At 70.6% G+C, this 22,500-nt stretch carries 20 protein-coding genes and 1 pseudogene; 16 read left to right on the forward strand and 5 right to left on the reverse strand.

Going from position 1 to position 22,500, the window contains the following annotated elements; genetic code table 11:
• Nucleotides 1-42: 42 nt before the first annotated feature.
• The 5 genes from ACIRF8_RS32080 (at nucleotide 43) to ACIRF8_RS32100 (ending at nucleotide 4,252) form a co-directional block, all read left to right on the forward strand.
• Nucleotides 43-819 (forward strand): alpha/beta fold hydrolase, encoded by a 777-nt coding sequence (locus tag ACIRF8_RS32080; RefSeq protein WP_404220561.1) that lies wholly within the window; start codon nucleotides 43-45, stop codon nucleotides 817-819.
• A gap of 374 nt (nucleotides 820-1,193) precedes the next feature.
• Nucleotides 1,194-1,541 (forward strand): VOC family protein, encoded by a 348-nt coding sequence (locus tag ACIRF8_RS32085; RefSeq protein WP_404220563.1) that lies wholly within the window; start codon nucleotides 1,194-1,196, stop codon nucleotides 1,539-1,541.
• A 153-nt stretch (nucleotides 1,542-1,694) separates the two neighbouring features.
• On the forward strand, nucleotides 1,695-1,973 hold the full coding sequence (locus ACIRF8_RS32090) for a polyprenyl synthetase (RefSeq protein WP_404220565.1): 279 nt from the start codon (nucleotides 1,695-1,697) through the stop codon (nucleotides 1,971-1,973).
• Nucleotides 1,963-3,018, forward strand: coding sequence for a polyprenyl synthetase family protein (locus ACIRF8_RS32095; protein ID WP_404220567.1), 1,056 nt, complete (start codon nucleotides 1,963-1,965; stop codon nucleotides 3,016-3,018). Before ACIRF8_RS32090 ends, ACIRF8_RS32095 begins: the two co-directional genes overlap by 11 nt.
• Nucleotides 3,019-3,094: 76 nt before the next feature.
• Entirely contained in the window at nucleotides 3,095-4,252 is a 1,158-nt protein-coding gene (locus ACIRF8_RS32100; RefSeq protein ID WP_404220569.1) for an oxygenase MpaB family protein, read from the forward strand.
• Nucleotides 4,253-4,298: 46 nt separating this feature from the next.
• Here the strand turns inward: ACIRF8_RS32100 and ACIRF8_RS32105 are convergent, their stop codons facing one another.
• The gene (locus ACIRF8_RS32105; protein ID WP_404220570.1) at nucleotides 4,299-5,741 is read right to left on the reverse strand and encodes an MFS transporter; all 1,443 of its coding nucleotides are present in this window, start codon (nucleotides 5,739-5,741) and stop codon (nucleotides 4,299-4,301) included.
• A 269-nt stretch (nucleotides 5,742-6,010) separates the two neighbouring features.
• Between ACIRF8_RS32105 and ACIRF8_RS32110 the strand changes: the two genes are divergently transcribed.
• The 6 genes from ACIRF8_RS32110 to ACIRF8_RS32135 all read left to right on the forward strand — a co-directional run bounded on the left by ACIRF8_RS32110 (nucleotide 6,011) and on the right by ACIRF8_RS32135 (nucleotide 12,647).
• Complete coding sequence (locus ACIRF8_RS32110) at nucleotides 6,011-7,591, forward strand: GMC oxidoreductase (protein WP_404220572.1); 1,581 nt, start codon at nucleotides 6,011-6,013, stop codon at nucleotides 7,589-7,591.
• Nucleotides 7,592-7,638: 47 nt separating this feature from the next.
• The gene (locus ACIRF8_RS32115; protein WP_404220574.1) at nucleotides 7,639-8,037 is read left to right on the forward strand and encodes a DUF6379 domain-containing protein; all 399 of its coding nucleotides are present in this window, start codon (nucleotides 7,639-7,641) and stop codon (nucleotides 8,035-8,037) included.
• Complete coding sequence (locus ACIRF8_RS32120; RefSeq protein ID WP_404220576.1) at nucleotides 8,034-8,951, forward strand: sugar phosphate isomerase/epimerase family protein; 918 nt, start codon at nucleotides 8,034-8,036, stop codon at nucleotides 8,949-8,951. Before ACIRF8_RS32115 ends, ACIRF8_RS32120 begins: the two co-directional genes overlap by 4 nt.
• A gap of 65 nt (nucleotides 8,952-9,016) precedes the next feature.
• Nucleotides 9,017-10,129 (forward strand): Gfo/Idh/MocA family protein, encoded by a 1,113-nt coding sequence (locus ACIRF8_RS32125; RefSeq protein WP_404220578.1) that lies wholly within the window; start codon nucleotides 9,017-9,019, stop codon nucleotides 10,127-10,129.
• Nucleotides 10,126-11,154, forward strand: a complete 1,029-nt coding sequence (locus ACIRF8_RS32130) for a sugar phosphate isomerase/epimerase family protein (RefSeq protein WP_404220580.1) — start codon at nucleotides 10,126-10,128, stop codon at nucleotides 11,152-11,154. Before ACIRF8_RS32125 ends, ACIRF8_RS32130 begins: the two co-directional genes overlap by 4 nt.
• A gap of 164 nt (nucleotides 11,155-11,318) precedes the next feature.
• The gene (locus tag ACIRF8_RS32135; RefSeq protein WP_404220582.1) at nucleotides 11,319-12,647 is read left to right on the forward strand and encodes an ROK family protein; all 1,329 of its coding nucleotides are present in this window, start codon (nucleotides 11,319-11,321) and stop codon (nucleotides 12,645-12,647) included.
• Between the two features lie 71 nt (nucleotides 12,648-12,718).
• On the opposite strand, the gene ACIRF8_RS32140 is transcribed toward ACIRF8_RS32135, so the two are convergent.
• Nucleotides 12,719-14,002, reverse strand: a complete 1,284-nt coding sequence (locus tag ACIRF8_RS32140) for an FAD-dependent oxidoreductase (RefSeq protein WP_404220584.1) — start codon at nucleotides 14,000-14,002, stop codon at nucleotides 12,719-12,721.
• Between the two features lie 171 nt (nucleotides 14,003-14,173).
• Here ACIRF8_RS32140 and ACIRF8_RS32145 point away from each other — a divergent pair, with 171 nt between their 5' ends.
• A complete protein-coding gene (locus tag ACIRF8_RS32145) occupies nucleotides 14,174-14,845 on the forward strand; it encodes a TetR/AcrR family transcriptional regulator (RefSeq protein ID WP_404220586.1) in 672 nt (223 codons plus the stop codon).
• A 156-nt stretch (nucleotides 14,846-15,001) separates the two neighbouring features.
• Nucleotides 15,002-15,634: pseudogene (locus tag ACIRF8_RS32150) on the forward strand (phosphotransferase); the annotation flags it as partial.
• 86 nt (nucleotides 15,635-15,720) lie between these two features.
• On the opposite strand, the gene ACIRF8_RS32155 reads toward ACIRF8_RS32150, so the two are convergent.
• Nucleotides 15,721-16,980: an MFS transporter gene (locus tag ACIRF8_RS32155; protein WP_404220588.1), complete on the reverse strand. Its 1,260-nt coding sequence runs from the start codon at nucleotides 16,978-16,980 to the stop codon at nucleotides 15,721-15,723.
• A gap of 143 nt (nucleotides 16,981-17,123) precedes the next feature.
• On the opposite strand from ACIRF8_RS32155, the gene ACIRF8_RS32160 reads away from it, so the two are divergent.
• Both ACIRF8_RS32160 and ACIRF8_RS32165 read left to right on the forward strand, forming a co-directional pair.
• Nucleotides 17,124-17,576 (forward strand): winged helix-turn-helix transcriptional regulator, encoded by a 453-nt coding sequence (locus tag ACIRF8_RS32160; protein WP_404220590.1) that lies wholly within the window; start codon nucleotides 17,124-17,126, stop codon nucleotides 17,574-17,576.
• 85 nt (nucleotides 17,577-17,661) lie between these two features.
• The gene (locus ACIRF8_RS32165; protein ID WP_404220592.1) at nucleotides 17,662-18,519 is read left to right on the forward strand and encodes an SDR family NAD(P)-dependent oxidoreductase; all 858 of its coding nucleotides are present in this window, start codon (nucleotides 17,662-17,664) and stop codon (nucleotides 18,517-18,519) included.
• 83 nt (nucleotides 18,520-18,602) lie between these two features.
• Here ACIRF8_RS32165 and ACIRF8_RS32170 read toward each other — a convergent pair whose 3' ends face one another.
• Both ACIRF8_RS32170 and ACIRF8_RS32175 read right to left on the reverse strand, forming a co-directional pair.
• Nucleotides 18,603-19,820, reverse strand: a complete 1,218-nt coding sequence (locus tag ACIRF8_RS32170; protein ID WP_404220594.1) for a glycosyltransferase family 4 protein — start codon at nucleotides 19,818-19,820, stop codon at nucleotides 18,603-18,605.
• Nucleotides 19,817-21,154: a glycosyltransferase 87 family protein gene (locus tag ACIRF8_RS32175; protein WP_404220596.1), complete on the reverse strand. Its 1,338-nt coding sequence runs from the start codon at nucleotides 21,152-21,154 to the stop codon at nucleotides 19,817-19,819. Before ACIRF8_RS32175 ends, ACIRF8_RS32170 begins: the two co-directional genes overlap by 4 nt.
• Nucleotides 21,155-21,296: 142 nt before the next feature.
• Between ACIRF8_RS32175 and ACIRF8_RS32180 the strand changes: the two genes are divergently transcribed.
• Nucleotides 21,297-22,496 (forward strand): sensor histidine kinase, encoded by a 1,200-nt coding sequence (locus ACIRF8_RS32180; RefSeq protein WP_404220598.1) that lies wholly within the window; start codon nucleotides 21,297-21,299, stop codon nucleotides 22,494-22,496.
• The last annotated feature ends 4 nt before the right edge of the window (nucleotides 22,497-22,500 follow it).

Here is a 22,500-nt window from a genome sequence, read left to right on the forward strand (position 1 = left end):
AGCCTTATATAAACATGTTGATTCACAAGGAGCGTCGGCATCATGCGCATCACCCTTCCCGAGGACCTTCCCGTCATCCAGGGCGGCGCCCCCGAGTCACGCACGGCACTCGTGCTGCACGGAGGCGGCGGGCCCCGGACCGTCGCACCCATAGTGAGCCACCTCGCCGCCACCATGCACGCGCTCGCCCCGACACATCCCGGCTGGGACGGCACAGCGCGCCCCGACGCCCTCACCTCGATCGCGCGGCTCGCGGCCGCCTACCTCACTCGCCTGCGTGAGCACGAAGAGCGGGACGTCGTGCTGATCGGCTCATCGATCGGCGGGTGGATCGCCCTGGAGATGGCGGTGCAGGCCGCCGCCGACGAGCGATACGCGGGAACGGTCGGGGCCGTGGTCGACATCGACGGCGTCGGTGCGGTGGTGGCAGGCGAGCCCATCGCGGACTTCTTCGCCCTTGACGCACGCGGACTCGCCGAGGCCGCCTGGCACGACCCCGAGCGCGGCTATCTCGACCCGTCCGGCCTCACCGATGAACAGCGCGCCATCCAGCAGGCCAACGGACGCACGATGGCCGCCGTCGCCGGACCCGGCATGAGTGACCCGTCGCTGCTCGGCCGACTCAACGCGGTGAACGTCCCGACGCTCGTGATCTGGGGTGAGAGCGACCGGATCGTCACTCCGGCATACGGGCGGGCCGTCGCACGATCGGTGCCCGGCGCGCAGTTCGTCGAGATCCCCGAAGCCGGGCACCTCCCCCACCTCGAAGCGCCGGACGCCACCTGGGCGGCCATCGACAAGTTCCTGGCTACGTTCTGACCAACCACGGTGGGCATGGGCAGAGGCCATCCCCACCAACGACCTCCGTGCCGTCGTCCTCTCCGGCTACGCCGACCAGAGCGGGGGCACACATCGCCGACTGGCGCAGAACGTGAAGTGCCCCGCGCTCACGCGCGGGGCGATGGCCCCTTTCTCGCCTCACAGGTCGAGCCAGTGGATGACCAAGCGTCCGATGACGAACGCTGACACGGTCCCGTCAGTTACGTTTCTTGCGGGTCCTCGCCTCATGAACGAGAAGAAGAACAAGTCCATCCGACACTTTGTCGGGCAGGGCGCCGCCAAGTGGCTGGCCGGGTAGGACGCGGGCCGGGCGGCTTCGGGTGCTTCCGCGACGACCATGAGGAGTGAGCTGAGTGGACCTGTACAGCGTCATGTGCGTGCGTGACCGTGGCAAGGCTCTGGAGTGGTACGAGGCGTTCCTGGGGCGCCCGGCGGACGAGGTCATCGGCGACGAGTACCTGTGGCGGCTCGACGAGCATGCGTGGATCGTCGTCGACGACCGGGACGTGCGCGCCGAGCGCGTGGGCGGAGCCATGGTCACGCTCGGCGTGAGCGACCTGGACGCCATCCTGGCCCGGCTGGCCGCACACGGGATCGACCACGAACCCGTCGAGACCTACGGCAACGGTGTCCGTCACGTCGTCGTGCTCGACCCCGACGGGAACAGCCTGTCCCTGGCCGAGGCGCCCGGTCGGCCCTGACCTCGGCCTCGGCTCCCTCCGCACCGCCTATCCGTACGGCCGGGCGAAACGATCACCCGATCGTGAGTTTCGGCCCTTCTGTGTCAGATGTGCCGGAATGCTGGAGGCGAACGGCGTGCAATCGGCGCCGGCCGCGCTGGTGTGGGGAGCGACATGACGCGAGGGGCGGAACGACGTGGGGGCGTGGAGGAGCACGCGATCCTGCTGGTCGCCGGGTTGGCGGATCTGGCGGTGAGCGCGGTGGGCACGGGGCTGAGCACCGTGCGGGGGCTGCTGCGGCGCTCGGACACGGCGGACTTGGCTGCGGCGGCCGAGGATGATCTGGTCGCGCGCGGGCGTCTGGTGCTGGACCGGTACGCGGCGGTTCCCGAGGCGCACCTGGAGATTCTCGCCCGGCATGCGAGGGCTCGGCGGGCTGCCGATGACGTCTGACCGGTGGGAGGCGGCCACGTTCAAGCGCCGCGTCGACGGGGTTCTCCATGAGTTCGTCGGTGAGGAGGCCGAGCGGTTCGCGGCGATCGACCCGGCGCTGACCCCGGTGGCCGGGCAACTGAGGGCAGCGGCCAGGGACGGTAAGAGGCTGCGCGCGGCGTTCTGTTACTGGGGTTGGCGGGCGGCGGGCCAGCCGGACAGCGACGCGCTGGTGCGGGCGGCGGCCTCGATGGAGTTGGTGCACGCCGCCGCCGTCGTGCACGACGATCTCATCGACGACAGTCCGCTGCGGCACGGCCACCCTACCGCACACATCGCCTTGCGTGATGCCCTGCGACGTCGTCCGCGTACCGTCGCCTCCGCCAGGTCCTTGGCGATGTTGGTGGGAGACCTGCTGATGTCGTTGGCCGGGCAGTTGTTCACCACCAGCGGCCTGCCCGCCGCCTACCTGGCCCGGGGGCGCCCCTTATGGGCAGTGCTGGCCCGTGAGTTGATCGCGGGCGAGTGCCTGGAGATCTTGCACACGGGGTCCGAGCCGGACATCGCGGCGTCGCTGAAGGTGGTGCGGTACAAGACCGCGAAGTACACCGTCGAGCAGCCCCTGTTGATCGGCGGCGCTCTGGCCGGTGGCGGTCAGCGGCTGCGCGAGGGCTACTCGGCCTACGGGCTGCCGCTGGGCGAGGCCTTCCAGCTACGGGACGATCTCCTCGGCCTGTTCGGGGACCCGGACCGTACCGGCAAGGCGAACGCCGACGACGTACGCGGGCATCGGCCGACGGCCGTGCTGGCGGAGACATGGCGCGTCGCCGGTGAGGACGACCGCACGCAGCTTCGGGCGCTGTTGGGACGGCGTGACGCACAGGAGAGCGCGGTGCACGCGGTGCGCGAGATCATGCTCCGCCTCGGGACCCATGACCGCGTCGAGGACATGATCACCGCGCGGGTCGAAGAAGCCCTCGACGCACTGCACGAACTGGATGTGCCCGCGCCTGCCGCCGCCGTCCTGACCTCTCTCGCGCATTCGGCGACGGTCCGCCCGTCCTGACCGGCCCGCCGAGACCTCCGCAGCCCAGACAGCACAGCCCGGAGAACACAGCCCCATGAGAGGCGAAAGGCCTGCCATGACCTACACCGAGGCGTCGATGGACGCCCTGCGCCGGTCCGGTGACGAACTCGCCGACGCCACCGTCGCCACGCTCTTCGAACGCGGCGAGGTGGGCAAGTTCAACACCTTGATGCGCTATGTCTCCACTGCCGGTGCTCCCCTGCCGGACGGACTGCCCGACGTCGCACGGGAGTACCTGCACGCCACGAGCACCCCGCCGGCCTGGGTCGACTGGGGTGAGATGGAGAAGGCGCGCCTGTTCTTCATCGACAACAACGTGCACATCTCCACGGCGCTGTCCTTCGCCTCCATGCCCGCCTGCTATGTCGTCCCCCATGTGGCGAAACTGCTGTCGGCCGCGCACGGGCTGAAGTACCCCTCCAAACGCATGGCCGAGACCGGCCAGTTCACCGTCTATCTGATGCAGCCCGACGCCTTCGAAGCCGGCAGCCGCTTCATCCCCGCGGCGCAGAAGGTCCGTCTCCTGCATGCCTCCATCCGCCACCACCTCGGACGCGAGGAGCAGTGGGACACCGACCTGAGCGGGACGCCGATCTGCCAGGAGGACATGATCGGCGGGCAGATGTTCTTCTCGCTGCTCGTCCTGGACAGCCTGCACCGCCTCGGCATCCACATGTCGCAGGAAGGGGCGGAGGCCTACTACTACGCCTGGCGCGTCGTCGGTGCCATGCTCGGTGTCGACCAGGACGCGGTCCCGAAGTCCCTCGATGCGGCACGCCAGTTCCTCGACCTGTACATGATCCGGCACATGGGACCTTCCCCCGAGGGGGAACATCTGACCCGACAACTCATCGATCTCTACGAGGACGTCGTGCCCGGCACCGTCTTCGACCCGATCGTCTCCGCCCTCATCCGCCATCTCATCGGCGACACATGTGCCGACTGGCTCCAGGTGCCCCGGACCCGCTGGGACACCGTCGTCAAGGCCGTCCCCCACCTCCTCGGGGTTCTGGAGACCATCGAGGACCGCTCCCCCCTCGGGGCCTGGGCGCTGGACCGCCTCGGCCATCTCACCACCGTCTTCGAACTGTCCTCCCTCACACGCGGTCGCGTCATGCATTACGCCATCCCCGAGCAGCTCCGGCAGGACTACGGCGTCTCCAACGCGGTGCCCCGGACTCGACGTTGGGCCCCGCCCGCCCCGACGGTGTGACGTCCTGCCGGCGCGTCCGGGGTCTCCTGACCCCTTTCGCCCGGCGCTACCGCCCCTCACGTACGCGCAGGTTGTCCGCCTTGATGCCGGGCAGCTTCGCCTCCAGCGAGTACGTGGCGATCACCGCTGCCTGGAGTGCCGCGACGAGGATGGGCAGGCCGATGAAGAGCAGGGTGATGCCGTCGCTGACCTGCGGAGTGACAGCGCCGGGGCGGTAGTCGACGGCGGCCAGACCCCAGGCCAGACAGGCCGATCCGAGCGCGGCGCCGATCTTGGTGCTCATGCTGTAGCCCGCGAACAGCAGGCCCTCGTCACGGCGTCGGCTGCGCCACTCGTGCCACTCCGCGGTGTCCGCCACCAGCGCGGGCCCCGCGACGAACCCCAGCCCTCCCACGAGGTTGGCGGCGAAGAACACCACCGTGAACGCGATGAGGTCGTCGCGCAGGAAGAACAGCGGAGCGCTGAGGCCGATGCACGCCATGAGGCCCAGCAGGATCCCCCGGCGCTGGCCCAGGAGGCGGAGTATGCGCGCGGTGACCAGAGAACCGAGCACCGCGGACAGGGAGAAGGCGAGCAGGATGACCGAGACGGCCGCGGGCCGGTCCAGTACGTGCAGGGCGAAGTACACGGTGCCGCCGGTGATGATGCCGAGCCGTGCGAACGACAGGATCGAGAACGAGAAGACGGTCAGCCAGGGCCTGTTGCGCGCCAGAGCCTTGAGGGAGGCCCCGATCCCGGGCCCGCCCCCGGTGAGCGGCGCGACCGGCACCCGCTCCTCGACGAGGCCGAAGACCGCCCAGAAGAGGAGCATGCCGGTCACGGCGTAGAGCGCGATGGTCCAGGCGAAGCCGGACCGCGACGTCGGCGAGCCGCCGAACAGGCTGATCAGCGGTTGGGTCGCCGTGGAGACGACGATGAGTCCGATGCCGACACCGAACGAGCGCATCCCCGCCAGTTGCATACGTGTCGCGGAGTCCCGTGTCGCCATGGCCATGAGCGCGCCGTAGGGGACGTTGACCAGTGAGTACGCCAGGCCGACGAACACGAACGTCACGTAGGCGTAGACGACGGCGGCCGTACCGCCGCCTCCCGGCGTGAGAAACGTCAGCAAAGTCAGCGCGCTGAGCAGCGGGGCACCGAACAGCAGATAGGGCCGGGCGCGCCCCCACCGCGAGGTCGTACGGTCGACGACCAGACCGACCGCGGGGTCGAAGAAGGCGTCGAGCAGTCGCGCGACCAGCATCAGCGTGCCGGCGGTCCCCGCCACGATCCCGGCGACGTCGGTGTAGAAGAAGAGCAGGTAGCTGGAGATCGTGGTCCACGTCAGGTTGGACGCCACGTCTCCCAGGGCGAAGGCCCCCCGTTCACTGCGGCGCACCGCCCGCGGGTCGTCCGCCGCGTCGAGCGGCACATCGGTGGCGTCGGCGTCGCGGACGGGGCTCGGTTGCGCCGAACCTTCGACGGGCGTTCTGGGCTGCCTGGTGCTCATCATCGAGTCCTTCACCTCAGCGTCGTTGCCTGGCTGGCTTGAAGCGCATCTTGTGTTCCTCTCGGACCTAAGTCAATGCCCCGAACAGATCCGCTGTGATCTCGACTTCACGGGAGTCGCTCTCACTTCGACTCTTGCCTTATGTTCCAGAGGGCCATAAGTTGTGCCTGTGAACGCGTCAGCGCAGAAGGGCTTCTCTTCGCCGTTGCCGACGCGATCGTTCCGAGAAACGCGGCGCCGCGATCCGCATGGCGCCTGAGGAGGTCCGGATGCCCCGTTCCGCCAGTACCGCCGAGCGCATCACCCCCGAGGCGGGTGCAGGATTTCCCGACGAGGTCGATGTGGCGATCGTCGGCAGCGGTCCGGCGGGCGCCGCCTACGCCCGGACCCTGAGCGAGCTCGCGCCTCACCTTCGGCTCGCCGTTTTCGAGGCCGGGCCGCTGATCAGCGATCCGCCGGGCACGCATGTGAAGAACATCGTCGACAGCGGGGAGCGGGCCCGGGCGCAGCGCGCTTCCGAGGGGCCGCGCCCCCTCGTCGAGGCCGTGTCGACCGACACGATGGACGGCTACGCGAGCGATCGGCCGAGGCTACAGCGACCGGGGACGTTCCTCCTGAGCGAGGGACGACAAGGAAGCGGCGAGGACGGATTGCCCGCCGCCGCGATGTCGAGCAACGTCGGCGGGATGGGCGCGCACTGGACCGGCGCGTGTCCGCGGCCCGGCGACAGCGAAGTCATCGCGTTCCTACCGGAGTTGAGCACGTGGCTTGCCGAGGCCGAGCGGCTGCTGCACGTCTCCGCCGAGGTACTGGCCGACGCGCCGTTCGCCGACGAGGTCCGCAAACGCCTCTCGGTGGCACTCGACCACGACCGCGTCGGTGACCGGCAGGTCCAGCCGATGCCGATGGCCGTGCACCGCACACCGGACGGTCGACTCCTGTGGTGCGGCGCGGACACGGTGTTCGGCGACGTCACCCGGGCCAACCCCCGCTTCTCGCTGCACGCGGAAGCGCTGGTGACCCAGGTCCTGCTGACCGAGGGCGGGCCGAACGGGCGAGCCGTGCGCGGCCTGCGGATTCGTGACCGGCGCACGGACACCGACCACGAGGTCGCGGCCCGGTACGTCGTAGTGGCCGGCGACAGTCTGCGTACCCCGCAACTGCTGTACGCGTCCGGCGTCCGGCCCGCCGCGCTCGGCCGCTACCTCAACGACCAGCCGCAGGTCGTGTACGCGGTGCGCATGCGGGATCTGCCGGACCGTACGCTGGTGGCGGACGACGGCGTGGGGGTGACGGCCAGCAGCGGCGTGGCCTGGGTGCCCTTCACCGACGCCCACCCGTACCACGGGCAGGTCATGCAGTTGGACGCCTCGCCGGTGCCGCTGGCCGACGACGACCTGAAGCCCGGTTCCGTCGTCGGGCTCGGCTGGTTCTGCGCGAAGGAGTTGCGGGCCGAGGACCGGGTCGCGTTCCGGGACGACGACACCGACGGCTACGGCATGCCCGCGATGGACCTTCACTACCGGCTCACCGAGGCGGACCACGCCGCCGTCGACGGCGCACGGACCGAGATCCTGCGAGCGGCGGCCGCCCTCGGTGAACCACTCGACGACACCCCGCCGCTCCTCTTCCCGGCAGGCGCGTCCCTGCACTACCAGGGCACCGTCCGGATGGGCACCGCCGACGACGGCACCTCGGTCTGCGACCCGAACAGTCAAGTGTGGGGCGTGAGCGGTCTGTTCGTCGCCGGGAACGGAGTCATCCCCACCGCCACCGCCTGCAATCCGACGCTGACCTCGGTCGCCCTCGCCGTCGCAGGCGCCCGCGGCATCGCAGCCGCCGAAAGCTGAGAACTCCCCCCAGCCACCTTCTCCCACCCCGACTCACCGGAGGCTTCATGCTCGACCGGGACATCATCCAGAACCGCGGCGTACGCAACGTCGTCGCCGACGGGAAGACCACCGGCTTCCAGTTCCGTCTGCGCATGCCCAACTACCGAGGGCTGTGGGGCAGCCTCATCGAAGGCGTCTCCGTGCGGGTCGGCGACCTGCGTTGGGACCGCGAGACACCACGCTGGACGCTACAGGGACGTGAGTTCACCTGCGCCGAACTGCGTACCTCGACCGATGTGCGCTGGCAGCTCGACGAACCGGCCACCATCACCGTCCCCCACCCCGGCGGCCTCCCTGCGGGCGTACACCTCCTGGAGGTCGACATCGCCCTGCAAGCCCCGTACATCCCGGCCGAGTTCCAGCCCTCGGTCTTCCACGCCGAGCGAAAGGTCACGCTCCTGTGACGCGCGGACACGACACCTCGAAGCACGCATCCCTGAAGTACGGCGTCTCCCTCTACAGCTACACCGGAGACATCTACACCCTGCTCACCCTCGACGATGCCATGGCCGAGATCGCCGACCTCGGCGCGACCGGCATCGAGATCCTCGGTGAGGGCAACATCAGCGGCTACCCGACACCGGACACCCGGTGGATCGACGACTGGCACGCGGGTCTGGAGCGCCACGGTCTCACCGCCACCAACTACGGGTCCTGGATCGACTCACGGATGTGGCAGCACCGCGACCTGACCGTCGACGAAGGTGTCACCATCCTGCGCCGGGATCTGGAGCTGGCCTCCACGCTCGGCTTCACCACCCTGCGCCCCAAGATCGGTGTGGTCTCGATGGAGCTCAAGCCGCACCCCATCTGGGAGGCGGTCATCGAGCGCGTCCTCGACCGGGCGGCCGAACTCGACATCGTCATCTGTCCCGAGATCCACGCCCCCACCCCCATCAAGCACGAGGTCGTCGACGACTACCTCGCGTTCATCGAGCGCACAAAGACCGACCACTTCCGGTTGCTGATCGACACCGGTGTCTTCCAGCGTGCCGCGACCGACGCACACCACGCGGGGCTCGACGAGGAGGCACAGGAGGCCGGGTGGCGCCGCCCGCTGGCCGTGCCGATGGCGGACCTGGTGGCCGTGCTGCCGTACGTCGCCTTCATCCAGGCGAAGTTCTTCGACATCACCGACGACCTCACCGATCCGCACATCCCGTGGCACGAGATCGTCACGACGCTCGTCGAGCACGGCTACACCGGTTACCTCTCCAGCGAGTACGAGGGCGACCGGATCCCTTACCGCTCGCTCGAACAGGTCCGCCGACAGCACGCGCTGCTGCGAAAGCTGGAGAGCGACGCGCGTCGGCACTGACGCCCCTCGGCCCACCCAGCACGCAAGCTCCCGCAGGCAACACCCAGCACGAGAAGCGAGGTCTCATGCGCACAGTGCGCGCCGCCGTGGTCGGAACCGGCTTCATGGGCGCCGTCCACTCCCGTTCGATCGTCGCCGCGGGCGGTGACCTGGTCGCCGTCGTCGGCTCCGACCCAGGAAAGGGGCGTACGGCCGCCGTGGCGTTCGGGGCGCGGGCAGGGTTCGGCACCCTGGACGAGGCGCTGGACGCCGGCGTGGACGTCGTGCACGTCTGCACGCCCAACGCCACCCACCCCGACTTCGTCCTGGCCGCGCTGAAGGCGGGCTGCTCGGTCGTGTGCGAGAAGCCGCTCGCCACGGACGCGGCCACCGCGGCCCACCTGACCGCGCTGGCCGAGGAGAGCGGGCTCGTCGCCACCGTGCCGTTCGTCTACCGCTACTACGCGTCGGTCCGCGAGGCGCGGTCGAGGATCCAGGCGCCCGGAGCGGCCGCGCCCTGGCTGCTGCACGGCAGCTACCTCCAGGACTGGCTGGCCGACCCGGGACGGACGAACTGGCGGGTCGACGCGGCAGCGGGCGGGCCCAGCCGCGCGTTCGCCGACATCGGCGTCCACTGGTGCGATCTCGCCGAGTTCGTCACGGGCCAGCGCATCGCCCGCGTCCACGCCCAGTTCGGCCGCTCCGCACCGACTCGCCCCGGCCCCGACGGCACACCGGCCCCCGTCACCACCGAGGACGGCGCGGTCGTCTCCTTCACCACCGACACCGGGGCGCTGGGCAGCGTGGTGCTCAGCCAGGCGAGCGCGGGCCGCAAGAACGCCCTGTCGTTCTCCTTCGACGGGCCGGACGCCAGCTACGCGTTCCGGCAGGAGACCCCGGAAACCCTGTGGATCGGCGGCCGGGACGTCAACCGGACCGTGGCCCGCGATCCAGGGCGCCCCGGATCACCGCCCCCGTTCCGGGGCGCCTTGCCCGCGGGCCACCCCCAGGGCTACTACGAGTGCTTCACGGACTTCGTGGCCGACACCTACGCCGCGCTGCGCGGGGAGACCACCGAGGGGCTCCCCCGCTTCGCCGACGGCCTGCGCGCCGCCCGGATCACCGAGGCCGTCCTCGCCTCCGCCACTTCCGAAACCTGGGCCGAAGTCCCCTACGTCGAGCGGGAGTTCGCGGCATGACGGAGGCTCAGCGGCTTCCCGCCCGTCAGCCCGTCACCCTCTTCACGGGTCAGTGGGCGGACCTGCCCTTCGAGACGGTCGCCCGGCTTGCCAGCGAGTGGGGGTACGACGGACTGGAGATCGCCGCGTCCGGCGACCACCTCGACCTGAAGCGCGCCGAGGCCGACCCCGCCTACCTCCGCAGCAGGCTCGACATCCTGGACAGGTACGGGCTGCGCTGCTGGGCGATCTCCCACCACCTCACCGGGCAGGCCGTCTGCGACGACCCCATCGACTTCCGGCACCGGGCGATCGTGCGCTCGTACACCTGGGGGGACGGCGATCCGGAAGGGGTCCGGCAGCGCGCCGCGCACGACATGAAACGCGCCGCCCGCGTGGCCCGCAAGCTCGGCGCGGACGTCGTCGTGGGCTTCACCGGGTCGAAGATCTGGCCCTACGTCGCCATGTTCCCGCCCGTCCCCCAGTCGGTCATCGACGACGGCTACGAGGATTTCGCCCGCCGCTGGAACCCGATCCTCGACGTGTTCGACGATGAGGGCGTGCGGTTCGCCCACGAAGTGCATCCCGCGGAGATCGCCTATGACCACTGGACGTGCGTCCGTACTCTGGAAGCCATCGGCCACCGCGCCGCCTTCGGGTTCAACTGGGACCCCTCGCACATGCTGTGGCAGGGCATCGACACGGTCGGCTTCATCACCGACTTCGCCGACCGCATCTACCACGTCGACTGCAAGGACACCCGCCTGCGGCCTGCCACAGGACGCTCGGGCGTGCTCGGGTCCCATCTGCCGTGGGGCGACCCGCGCCGGGGCTGGGACTTCGTCTCGACCGGCCACGGCGACGTGCCCTGGGAGGACGCCTTCCGCGCCCTCGCCTCGATCGGTTACACCGGGCCGGTCTCCGTCGAGTGGGAGGACGCCGGCATGGACCGGCTGCGCGGAGCCGCCGAGGCGGTCCGGCGCGTGCGGTCCCTGCTGTGGCCGTTGCCGACGGCCTCCTTCGACGCGGCCTTCGGCAACCAGTGACGGTGCTCGGCACACCTGACCGGCCCTGACCGGCGGCTTGGGACCGGCCGTCGCGGTGGTCCGCAGCCGTATGGACAGCCCGACCGGCACCGTGGTGGGTGCCTGTCGGCGCTGTCGTAACATCGCGTCACAAGGCAATCGCGGACACGACGAACGGGGAAGACATGGGCCGCCCGGTCCCGATCGGCAGCGCTCCGCCACCGGAAAGGCTGCCGCAGTTCTCCCCGGTCTCCACCCTGCCGACGCTCGAAGCGGCGCCCCTCGCCATAGTGGTCAACTTTGTCCGCTCGGGCCGTGCGACCACCCGGCCCGAGCTGGTCGCCACGACCGGCCTCAGCCGCAAGGTCGTCACCCAGCGCGTCGAGCAGGCCCTCGCGCTGGGGCTTCTGGAGGACGGCGAGCTGGCCGCGTCGTCCGGTGGACGGCAACCGCGGACGCTGCGTTTCCGTGCCGAGGCGGGCCATCTTTACAGCGCCGCCATCGGGGCGTCCGAGTTCCACGCCGCGATCATGGATCTCTCCGGCGCGATCCTCGCCTCCCACCACGAGGACTGGGGCGTGGAAGCGGGGCCCGAGCCCACGATGCAACGCGTGCAGTCGGCGTTCTCCGCCCTGGCCCTCAAGACCGGCCTCGGCAGGCCATGGGCCATCGGGATCGGGGTGCCGGGCCCGGTCGAGTTCGCCACCGGCCGCCTGGTCGCGCCGCCGATCATGCCCGGCTGGGACGGCTTCGGGGTTCGCTCATGGCTGCGCGAGCACTACGACGCCCCTGTCTGGGTCGACAACGACGTGAACCTGATGGCCTTGGGCGAGTGGACGTACGGAACCCCGCACGACGGTCGCGACATGCTGTTCATCAAGGTCGGCACCGGCATCGGCGCCGGGCTCGTCGCCGGGGGCCGGCTGCTGCGCGGAGACCGGGGAGCCGCGGGCGACATCGGCCACACCCACATCACCGACGACCCGTCAGCGGTCTGCCGGTGCGGCCGGACCGGTTGCCTGGAGGCCGTCGCGAGCGGCTGGTCGATGCTCGAGGAATCGATGCGCCGGGTGGAGGAGAGCCCCTACCTCACCAAGGTGCTGGAGAGGACCGACCGCCTGACGCTCGGCGAGATCGGTGCGGCCGCGGTCACCGGCGACGCGCTGGCCCTGGAGATGATCGACACACGGTCCCGCCTGGTCGCCGACGTCATCGCCAACCTGGTCAACTTCTGCAACCCCGGAGCGCTCGTCCTGGGCGGAGGCGTGCTGCGGACCGGTCCGCGCTTCGTCGACCTCGTCTCCTCAACGGTGCACGCGCGGTGCATCCCGCTCGTCACCGAGCACCTCACCGTCCGTGCCGCGTCCCTCGACCATCGCGAAGGCGTCCACGGCGCCGGGCTTCTCGCCAGTTCGGGGCTGTTCGCCACGGGACCCCTCACCCACTGGGTGGAGAGCGGCAGCCCTCTCGGCCACGCCACCACTCTGCAACGGCTCTCGGCCGAACTCGCCTGACCTGGCCACCCCTTCGGGAAGGGCACCGTGACGTCGTCGCCTCGGGGCCCACCCCGGTGGCGGGGCGGCGATCAGCGTCCGGCATCTCGTACGGCATTTCGTACGGCATTTCGTACGGCATCTCGTACGGCGGTGAACTCCCGCTCTGCCCGGTCGATCTCCTCCAACTGCTTCAGGATCTCCCCCGGCGTTCCCTCGCCGACGACCTTCTGGAGCAACGGCGTGTGATCGAGGACGGCATCGCGCAGCGGGCGCAGGGGTGCCGGTGCGTGGTGGAAGACCTTGCCGAGCGCCCAGGCCGTCTGTGACTGCCGGGCGGTGTGCGGCTTGCGGGGGGCCTCGAAGGCGTGCAGAGCCCGACGGACAGCCTGCCCGTCGGTGAGGTCGACCCCCGCCAGTCGCCGGCCGAGGAAGTAGCCGTCCTCGGTCGCCATCCCGGCCCCGTAGGCGGCGTAGGGAGAGGTGGGGTGGGCGGCGTCGCCTATCAACGTGACGCGTCCCTTCGACCACTGCTTGAGCGGCTTACGATCACGCAGGGGCCAACTCTGTACATGGGCCGGGTCGGTCGCGGCGATGAGCTGCGGCAGCGGGGCGGGAAAGCCCCGGCCGAGACGGGCGGCGGCGCGGTGGATGTCGTCGGGTACCGGGCGGTCGATGTCGTGGGCGCTGAGCACCCACCACTGGAAGCCGTCCCGGCCCTTGCTGCGGATGGCGGTCCAGGCGCCCTGCACGGTCGGGCTGTGCGTCAGCACGCACAGCCCACCAGGCGCGGGGACGGCCCGGTCGAAGGTGTAGCCGCCGTAGAGCTGAAGGGCGTGGGGGCGGATAGGGGAATCGCCCCAAAGGGTGCGGCGGACAAGGGAGTTGATGCCATCGGCACCGATGAGGACGTCGGCCTCGTGCACGGTTCCGTCGTCCATGTGCAGCCGGACCGCGTGGTCGTCCTGCTCCACCTTCTCCAGCGCGTGGCCGGTACGCAGCACGCCCGGCGGGAGCGCGGCCAGCAGCCGCTCGTACAGGTCCGGGCGCAGCAGCCCGATGAAGCCGCCACCGTAGTCGCGCACGACATGCTCGGGCAGCCGGACCCGTACCCGGCGCTTGCCGCGCATGTTGCGGAACTCGCTCTGACAGGGGGCGCCGAGGTCCTCGGTGTCCACACCGAGCAGGCCGAGGGCTTTGATGGGCGCGGGCCACAGATTCAGGATGTTGCCGGCCGGCCGGGCCTGGGAGTGCCGTTCGAAGAGTGTGACCTCGTGGCCCGCTTGGTGGGCGGAGAGCGCGGCGGCCATACCGGCGGGTCCGGCGCCGACCACGGCGACCCGGCCCGGCCGTCGGGAGGGAGGGGTGTGCGACATGTGGCATCTCCTGGGGGGTGAGCGGGGCGGCATCCGGATCCCAAAAGCGTAGCGAGCACTACGCTTCCGGTTCCGGGGGCCATTAGATCGGTCCGACCGGGCCATGTGTCAATGCCTGCGAGGCGGCTTTCGCCGCGGGAGCACCCCGGAGCAGGGGTGAGAATGGTCCGTATGCCCAACACCGCACCCCGCGCCGACGACCTGGAGATCCGCGAGCCACGCCAGGAACGCACGCGCCGCGCGTGGGCCCGCATCCTGGACGCCGGTGTCGCTCTCATCGAGGAGGGCGGTTACGAGGCGTTCACCATCGCGGCCCTCTGCGAGAAGGCACAGGTCGCGCCCCGGGCTCTGTATGACCGAACGACCAGCAAGGACGCGCTCTTCCTCGCCGTCTACGAGCACGGCATCGCCCGCGTCGCCGTCGACCAGGCCGCCTTCCGCGACCAGAACCGTTGGCAGGGCATGGCCGCGGACGAACTGATCACCACTGCGGTGACTCACCTGACGGACCTTTTCCGGCGCCACGCGGCGTTCCTCAAGCCCGTGCTCCTGCTGTCCGGCGCCCACCCGGAGGTGCTGCGCCGCGGCCGCTCCCACGTCCACACCCTCGCCGACATGTTCACCGCGCTCCTGCTCGGCGTCCGCGACCAGATCACGCACCCGGACCCGGAGACGGCCGCGCGGCAGTGCTTCGCCACGGCCTTCTCCGCGTGCGTCGTGCGCACCGCACACGGCGCGGACTTCGCGACCGAGGCCGTGGACCACGACACCTTCACCGCGCACCTCGCCCTGACGGCGAGCCGCAGCTTGCTGGCCACCGCAGGACCGACGGCAGTGCGGTAGTTCGGGGCGTCCGTCAAGGCCGCCCGCGCCCGTCCGACAACGACGGTCCGGGCTGTTCTGTTCGCCTCACACCTTGCTCCGCACACAGGCCGCGTTTGTACGGGCAGTTGTCCTGCGGTCCGGATCCCGTGTGCCGGGCTCGTTGGAGTGGCCGTCGTGAGCGAGCGTCGCGGAACTCGGACCATGGCGCCGGTGTTGTTGGGCGTAGATGACGGTGGCTGGTCGCCTGTCACCGCGGGCGAGTCGGGAGCGGCCGTCTTTCGCAGCGCGGATGCCACTCGGTATGCCAAGTGCGTGCCCGCTGCGGATGCGGCCGACCTGAAAGCCGAGTGCGACCGGGTCGTATGGCTGAGCGGTCAGGGTGTGCTTGGTCCCCGAGTGCTCGACTGGCAGTCCGGTGACGCCGGTGCCTGTCTGGTGACGAGTGCTGTCCCCGGCACACCGGCTGATCAGGTGTCCGCTGAGGAACTGCGAGTGGCCTGAGAACGCATCGCGGACGCGGTCCGCCGACCGTACGAGGTACCTGTGGCCCAGTGCGCTTTCCACCGGGATCCGGACACTATGGTCGCCGTGGCGCGCGACGTCGTGAGCCGTGACGCCGTCAGCCCCGAGTTCCTGCCCGTCGACAACCCCGAGTTCCTCCCCGTCGACCAGCGGCAGACGCCCGCCGTGGAGCTGCTGGACCGCCTCACCCGGCAGGTCTCACGGCGACGCGAGCAGGAAGCCGCCGACACGGTCGTCTGCCACGGGGACCTGCGCCTGCCCAACATCATTCTCGATCCGCTCACCTGGGGCTGAGCGATCAGCACCGTCCGAACGCGGCTTGCGCGGGTGGGTGCGGATCGGGCGGGAGGAAGACGCCTCCTCGGCCATGACTACGTCCGGCCTGGTCCGGGGCCGTCCGCGGCGACGCGGTACAGCACCCACAGGAGCAACCCCAGGCAACTGAACGCCGCTCCCAGCACACATACGGCTCCCCACCCGGCCGCCGCGTAGAGGGACGTCGCGGCGATGGCGCCGGTCGCGCTGCCGATCGAGTAGAAGACCATGTAGCCGCCGATCAGACGGCTGCCCGCGTCCGGATGCAGTGCGTAGATCAGGGTCTGGTTGGTGACATGGACCGCCTGCACGGCGAGGTCGAGCAGGACCACTCCGACGATCAGGGCCCACAGCGAACTGCGGGTGAGGGCCAACGGCACCCAGGACGCGGCGAGCAGCGCCAGGGCGATGCCGGTGGTCCGGCGGGAGTGGCCGCCGTCGTTCAGGCGGCCGGCCACGCTCGCGGCCAGTGCGCCCGCCACACCGACGAGGCCCAGCGCCCCGATCGCACTGTGCGAAAGGTAGTAGGGAGCCTCGCTGAGCGGCAACGCGACGCTGCTCCACAGGGTGCTGAAGGCAGCGAAGACCAGCAGGCCGAACAGGGCCCGGAGCCGCAGCAGTCGTTCCCGCGCGAAGAGGGTGACGGTGGAGCGCAGGAGCTGTCCGTACCGCAGGCCGTGGGCGGTCGGCGCCGCGGCGCCGCTGCTCGGCAGTACTCGGTGCAGAACCAGCGCCAGCAGGGCGGTGAGCGCCGCCGAGGCGACGTAGACGGAGCGCCAGCCCGCGAGATCGGCCAGGAGGCCGGAGGCGGTGCGGGCGAGAAGGATGCCGGTGACCACGCCGCTGGTGACCAGACCGACGACCCGGCCGCGTCCGGAGGCGGGCGCCAACGAGGCCGCGAAGGCGACCAACGTCTGCGTGACGACCGCCAGAAGCCCCGTCGCGGCCAGGCCCGCGAGCAGCATCGCGGCCGTGCGCGCGGCGGCCACCACGGCCAAGGCCGCGACGAGCAGGAGGAGTTGGGTCACGATGAGCCGTCTGCGGTCGGTCACGTCGCCGAGCGGTACGAGGAAGAACAGCCCGAGCCCGTATCCGACATGGGTGAGGGTGACGACGCTGCCGACGAGGGCCGGGCTCATGCCGAGGTCGTGGCCCATGGTCACCAGGAGCGGCTGGGAGAAGTAGACGTTGGCCACGGCGGCTCCGCAGGCGACGGCGAACAGGGCGACGACACCCCGGGACAGGACGAACGCGGAACTCCCCTCCCTGCCTCGCCTCTCGGCCGGTGCTCTCGCAAGGTCGCGGTCGTCAGACATCGGCGGTCCACCCTTCCCACTTCTGGTTTCAACTTGCAACTAGTGCGCGATCGGCATGACGGTAGCGCCGCTTGGTAGCATGTTGCAACCGGCCGATGACGAGACCGGAGCACGTGCATGAGCGGGCGAGAAGGGCGAGGGCCATGGTGCGCAGGACGCGCTTTGACGACAGCGAATGTCCCGTTGCCCGGTCGGTGGACGCGATCGGCGACTGGTGGTCCCTGCTGATCGTGCGGGACGCCTTCGACGGAAGCCGACGCTTCGGGGAGTTCCAGCGCAGTCTCGGCGTGGCGAAGAACATCCTCACCGCACGGCTCCGGGCCCTGGTCGCCGGCGGCGTCCTCGAAACCGTCCCCGCGTCCGACGGCAGTGCGTACCGCGAATACGTACTGACTCCGAAGGGCAAGGAGCTCTTCCCCGTCATCGTGGCGCTGCGCCAGTGGGGAGAACGGAACTTCTTCGCCCCCGACGAACCACGCTCACACCTGCTCGACCGCGAGCAGGGACAACCCCTTCGCCCACTGGAAGTACGCGCAGCGGACGGCCGCCGACTGGACCCCGACGACACCACGGTCCACAAGATCACCCGTCAGTGATTCGAGGGCGGCTCATGTGCTGCGGCGGCCTCACGGTCCCGGCCCGAGGGACGCCTCTGGCATAGCATCCGCAAAAAGGAGGACCATGACCACTCACCCGGAATCGTCTCCCGTCACGCCCGCCAGGGGCACCGCCCTCGTGACCGGCGCCTCCTCGGGTATCGGCGCGGCCTACGCGCGACGGCTCGCCGCCGTCGGCCGCGACCTCGTGCTGGTCGCCCGTCGCGCGGAGCGCCTGCGGGCGCTGGCCGCGGAGCTGACCGAGAAACACGGCGTGCGCGTGGAAACCCTCGGTGCGGACCTGAGTGACACCGGCGACTTGGACCGGGTCGTCCGGCGGGCCGCCGAGGACGACATCGAGATGTTGGTGAACAACGCGGGCATCAACGGCTACGGCCCCTTCGCCGAGACCGATCCCGCCCTGCTGGAGAAGGTGCTCGCCGTGAACGTGGTGGCGGTCACCCGGCTCGCGCGCGCGACTGTGCCGGGCATGCTGGCTCGCGGCCGTGGCTCAGTGGTCAATGTCGCCTCCACCCTCGCCTTCGCCGGGTCGCTGCCGCCCGGCCCTCTGCCGACCCGACCGGTCTACGGCGGAACCAAGGGCTACGTAGTCACCTTCACCCGCACCCTCGCCGCCGAGCTCGACGCGTCCCCGGTCCAGGTGCAGGTGCTGTGCCCCGGCCTGACCGCGACCGAGTTCCACCTCACCCAGGGGCAAGAGCCGGTGAGCGGTGAGCGGGCGCGTGTACATGACGATGGAGGCATGCCCGTCGAGGATGTGGTGACCGCTTCGCTCAGGGCGTTGGAGACGGGAGAAGTGGTCTGCGTGCCGGGTTTGGTCGACGGCGCGGCGGTGGACCGCGTCACCGCCGCGGAAACCGGTCTGCGCTCCTTGTCCACCAGCACCCTCGCCCCGCGCTACCGCAACTCCGCCCCACGATGAGCCCGTCGCCCCGTCATGCCCGCACCGTGCACGGCAGTTGACGCGGGCAGACGCTGTCGCCCTTCATGAGCCTGAGCAGCCCCCTACGTCGCCTCCCCCAGCGCCCCCGTCGTTCCCGTTACGCCCGCAGTTCCTGTTGCACCCGCCGTTTCCGCCGTCCGGAGCAGGCTCGACAGAGCCGCGAAGGACCGGTCCCACGTCCATTCCGTCCGCACCCAGAGGCGGCCCTTTTCCCCCATGCCGTGGGCGAGTTCGGGGGTGCGGAGGAGCCGGGTCAGGCGGTCCGCCGTCGCCGCCACCGAGTGGCCGTCGACCACGTATCCGGTCTCGCCGTCACGTACCGCGTCGGGAGCGCCGCCCGAGTCACCTGCCAGGACGGGAAGTCCGGACGCGGCGGCCTCCAGGTAGACGATGCCCAGCCCCTCCACCTCCAGGCCACGCCTACGGCTGCGGCAGGGCATGGCGAAGGCATCGGCGGCCGCGTAGAAGGCGGGGAGGGTGTGGTGAGGGTGGCCGCCTGCGAAGACGACCGAGTCCTGTACGCCTTCGGCCTGCGCGAGTCGGCGTAGTTCGGGGGCGTAGGGGCCGTCGCCGACCAGGAGGAGCATGGCGTCCGGGACCGCCCTGCGGATCCACGGCAGTGCCCTGATCAGGACATCCTGGCCCTTGCGCGGGACCAGGCGGGCGGCGCAGAGGATCACCGGGCGGCGGCCGAGGCCGTAACGGGCCCGTACCGGGGCTCCGTCCAGGCGAGGGTGGAAGAGCGTGGTGTCCACGCCGGGCACCAGACGCGCGGTGCGCGCGCCGGGGGCCAGGGCCGCCTCGATCGGCAGACGGGTGTTCGACCCCAGCCAGGTGAGGACGTCGACCTCCGTGCCGATGCGGCGCAGCAGGTGTCTGGCGCCGGGGGTGCGGGCCCACCACACCTCGTGGCCATGGGTGGTGGCGACGGCGGTACGGATGTCCGTCGTCCGCCGCAATCGGCCCGTCATCAGGGCGAGGGGGGCCGCCGCGCCGAACCACACCCGGTCGCAGCCGAATTGGCGGGCCACGGACGCGGCGTGCGCGCAGGTCTTGGGGGTGGGCAACAGGGTGCGTACGGGGTGGCGGATCACTGGGTAGGGAAAGGACTCGTCGTGTGCCGATGCCGCGGTGGCAGGGTCCGGGGACGAGGTGAAGACGATGACGTCGTCGGGCGGGAACCGGTCGGCCAGTTCCCGGACGAACGTCTCGATGCCACCCTGCCTGGGCGGGAAGTCGTTGGTGACGATCAGCGTGCGGGGACGGGAGTTGCGCGTCATACGGGGGTCTTCTCCAAAAAAGCGGGGACAGGGGCAGAGGTAGGGACAGAGGTGGAGGTAGGGACAGAGGTGGAGGTAGGAGCAGAGGTGGAGGTAGGAGCAGAGGTGGAGGTAGGAGCAGAGGTGGAGGTAGGGGCAGAGGTGGAGGTAGGGGCGACAGGGATGTCGACGGGGACGGTCCGGCGCTCTGTCGTCCGGTACGCCAGCGCCCCGAGCAGCAGCGGATAGATCAGGTATCCGAAGCGGGTCGCGGGCATCAGGGCCGTCGCCAGGCTCAGTCCGACCGCGAGGCGGGTGGCCAGCGCGGCCGGTGTGCGGGGTGGCCGCACCACCAGCGATCCCGCGAGCAGCAACGCGCCCGCCGCGAGGAGCGCGAGAGCGAGCTCCCGGCCGCCGGGCAGGTAGGTGGCGAGCAGGTGGCCGGGCAGCGGGCTCGCGGCGGGCGAGATGGTGTCGGTGAGGCCCAACGGGAAGGCGATGACGCTCCGGTAGAAGCCCGCGGGGTCGTGGAGGGCGAAGGGCAGCACCGCCGCCGTCGCGGTGGGCAGGGTGACGGCAGAGAAGCGCCATGCTGTGCGCCTCCCCCGGCACACGGCGAGCAACGCCAGTGTCGCGGGCAGCGCGGGCCACGCCGTCCACTTGAGCGCGGAGGCGACACCGAGCACCAGGCCCGCCCGCGCCGCACGCCCCTGCCCGGCGAGTGCGACGCCCAGGCACATGAGGCCGACGACCGGAAGGTCGATCCCGCCCACCGCCAGGGGCAGTGCGATCAGTGGGCAGGCAACGAGCCAAGCCCGGAGACCAGCCGCGGTGAGCGCTGCGACGAAGAGGCCCCCCATCCACCAACGGGTGTCCCCGGGCAGCACACCGAAGAAGGCCATCCCCGGGAGGTAGGGGTTGAAGTCCGCAACGGCTGTGGGGTGGGTGACGTACGGGCTGCCCGTCGTCAGCAGGAGATGCCCCGACCGCTCGACGACCGCGACCTCCGACTGCCGGAGCCCGGCCGCCACCAGCAGGACGAGCGGCACGACCACGGCCCCCACCACCGCGGCCACCCGGGCGGTGGAGCGGATGCGCGCATTCGGAGCGGTGGAGCGGATGCGCGCACCCCGGGCGAGGACAGCCGCGACCGCGTAACCCGTGCCCGCCAGGACACCCCACACCTGATGTGGTCTCAGGTCCGAGGTCAGGGCGAGCACCGACGCGACGACCGCGCAACCGGACCACGCATACCGCTCGTAGGGCTCGTAGGGCTCGTAGGGCTCGCGGCGCTCGCGGCGCTCGCGGCGCAGGAAGTGCAGGTGTCGCACGCGGTGTTCAAGACTCTTCGCCATGTCCATCGACGGTAGAAACCGGCAGGTGGGACGGCGTCAACCGAGGCTCCGCAGGTGAGACTCAACCCGTGGCATGACATGCGGCGCGAGACTCCACCCGTGCGGTGACGCGCGCGCCCGCGTCGGCACGGACCATGGACGGATGCGTACGTCCCTTCAGCAGCGGATCCGCTCGTGGATCGCCTCACCCGCGTACCCCTGGGTCACCGGTGGTGTCCTGACCGTCGGCGCCGTGGCGGAGTTGTTCGCCATTCCCGGGTCCGTGACGACCACGGTCGGCGTTCTCGTCTCCTCGGCGTCATTGATGTGGCGGCGCGCCTTCCCTCCCGTGGCGGTGCTCACGGTCGCCGCGGGGCTGATCGGGTTCGCCGGAGACGTCAACCTGTACCTGTCGATCATGATGAGCGGGCTGATCGGCTGCTACACCCTGGGCCGCGACCGGGTGCTGCACCCCGCGGTGACCGTCGCGGGCGGCGCCCTCGGGGCGGTCTGTGTGAATCTGGTGCACATCAACACCTGGTCCCGGATGGATCTGCCGGTGCCCGCGCTCTGGGAGAAGGGCTCGCTGAGCCTCTTCGCCGAGTCGTTCCTGCTGACCGTGGTCATCTTCGCGGCGGTGATGATGGGCGACGCGGTACGTTCCCGCGAGCAGAGCCGCCTCGAACGCAACCGGGCCCACGACCGGTTGATCGCGATGGAACGGCAGCAGGCCGCCGAGGCCGAGCGGGCCGCCATCGCCCGGGAGTTGCACGACATCGTCTCGCACTCGGTGTCGATGATCGCTGTGCAGGCCGAGAGTGCCACCTACACCACCCCTGGGCTCACCCGCGAGGCCCGCGAGGGTTTCCAGCAGATCGCCGGTACCGCCCGCTCCTCGATGGCCGAACTGCGCCGCCTGCTGGGAGTCCTGCGCACGCCTCAGGGCCAGGAGGACGCGGCGCTCACCGGCCCGCAGCCGACGCTGGACCACCTCTCCGAGTTGATCGAGCAGCACCGGGCGGTGGGCGGCGAGGCCGAGTTGAAAGTCAGCGGGGAGCGGGTGGTGCTGCCCGCGGCGTGGGAGTTGTCCGCCTACCGGATCACTCAGGAGGCGCTGACCAACGCGCGCAGGCACGCGCCCGGCGCCCGTACCCTGGTGGAGATCGATTACGGCGTCGACCGGCTGCTCACCCTGCGCATTCACGACGACGGCCCGGGCCCTGGTCCCGGACCGGGCGCGGGACACGGGCTGACCGGGATGCGGGAGCGCGCGGCCCTGGTGGGCGGCCGGCTCAGCGCGGGCGCGGGTCCGGACGGCGGGTTCCTGGTGGAGGCGGAACTCCCCTGGCAGGCGGCGGAATGATGGG

It is taken from the genome of Streptomyces sp. NPDC102406, from assembly GCF_044765725.1.
Classification (GTDB): domain Bacteria; phylum Actinomycetota; class Actinomycetes; order Streptomycetales; family Streptomycetaceae; genus Streptomyces.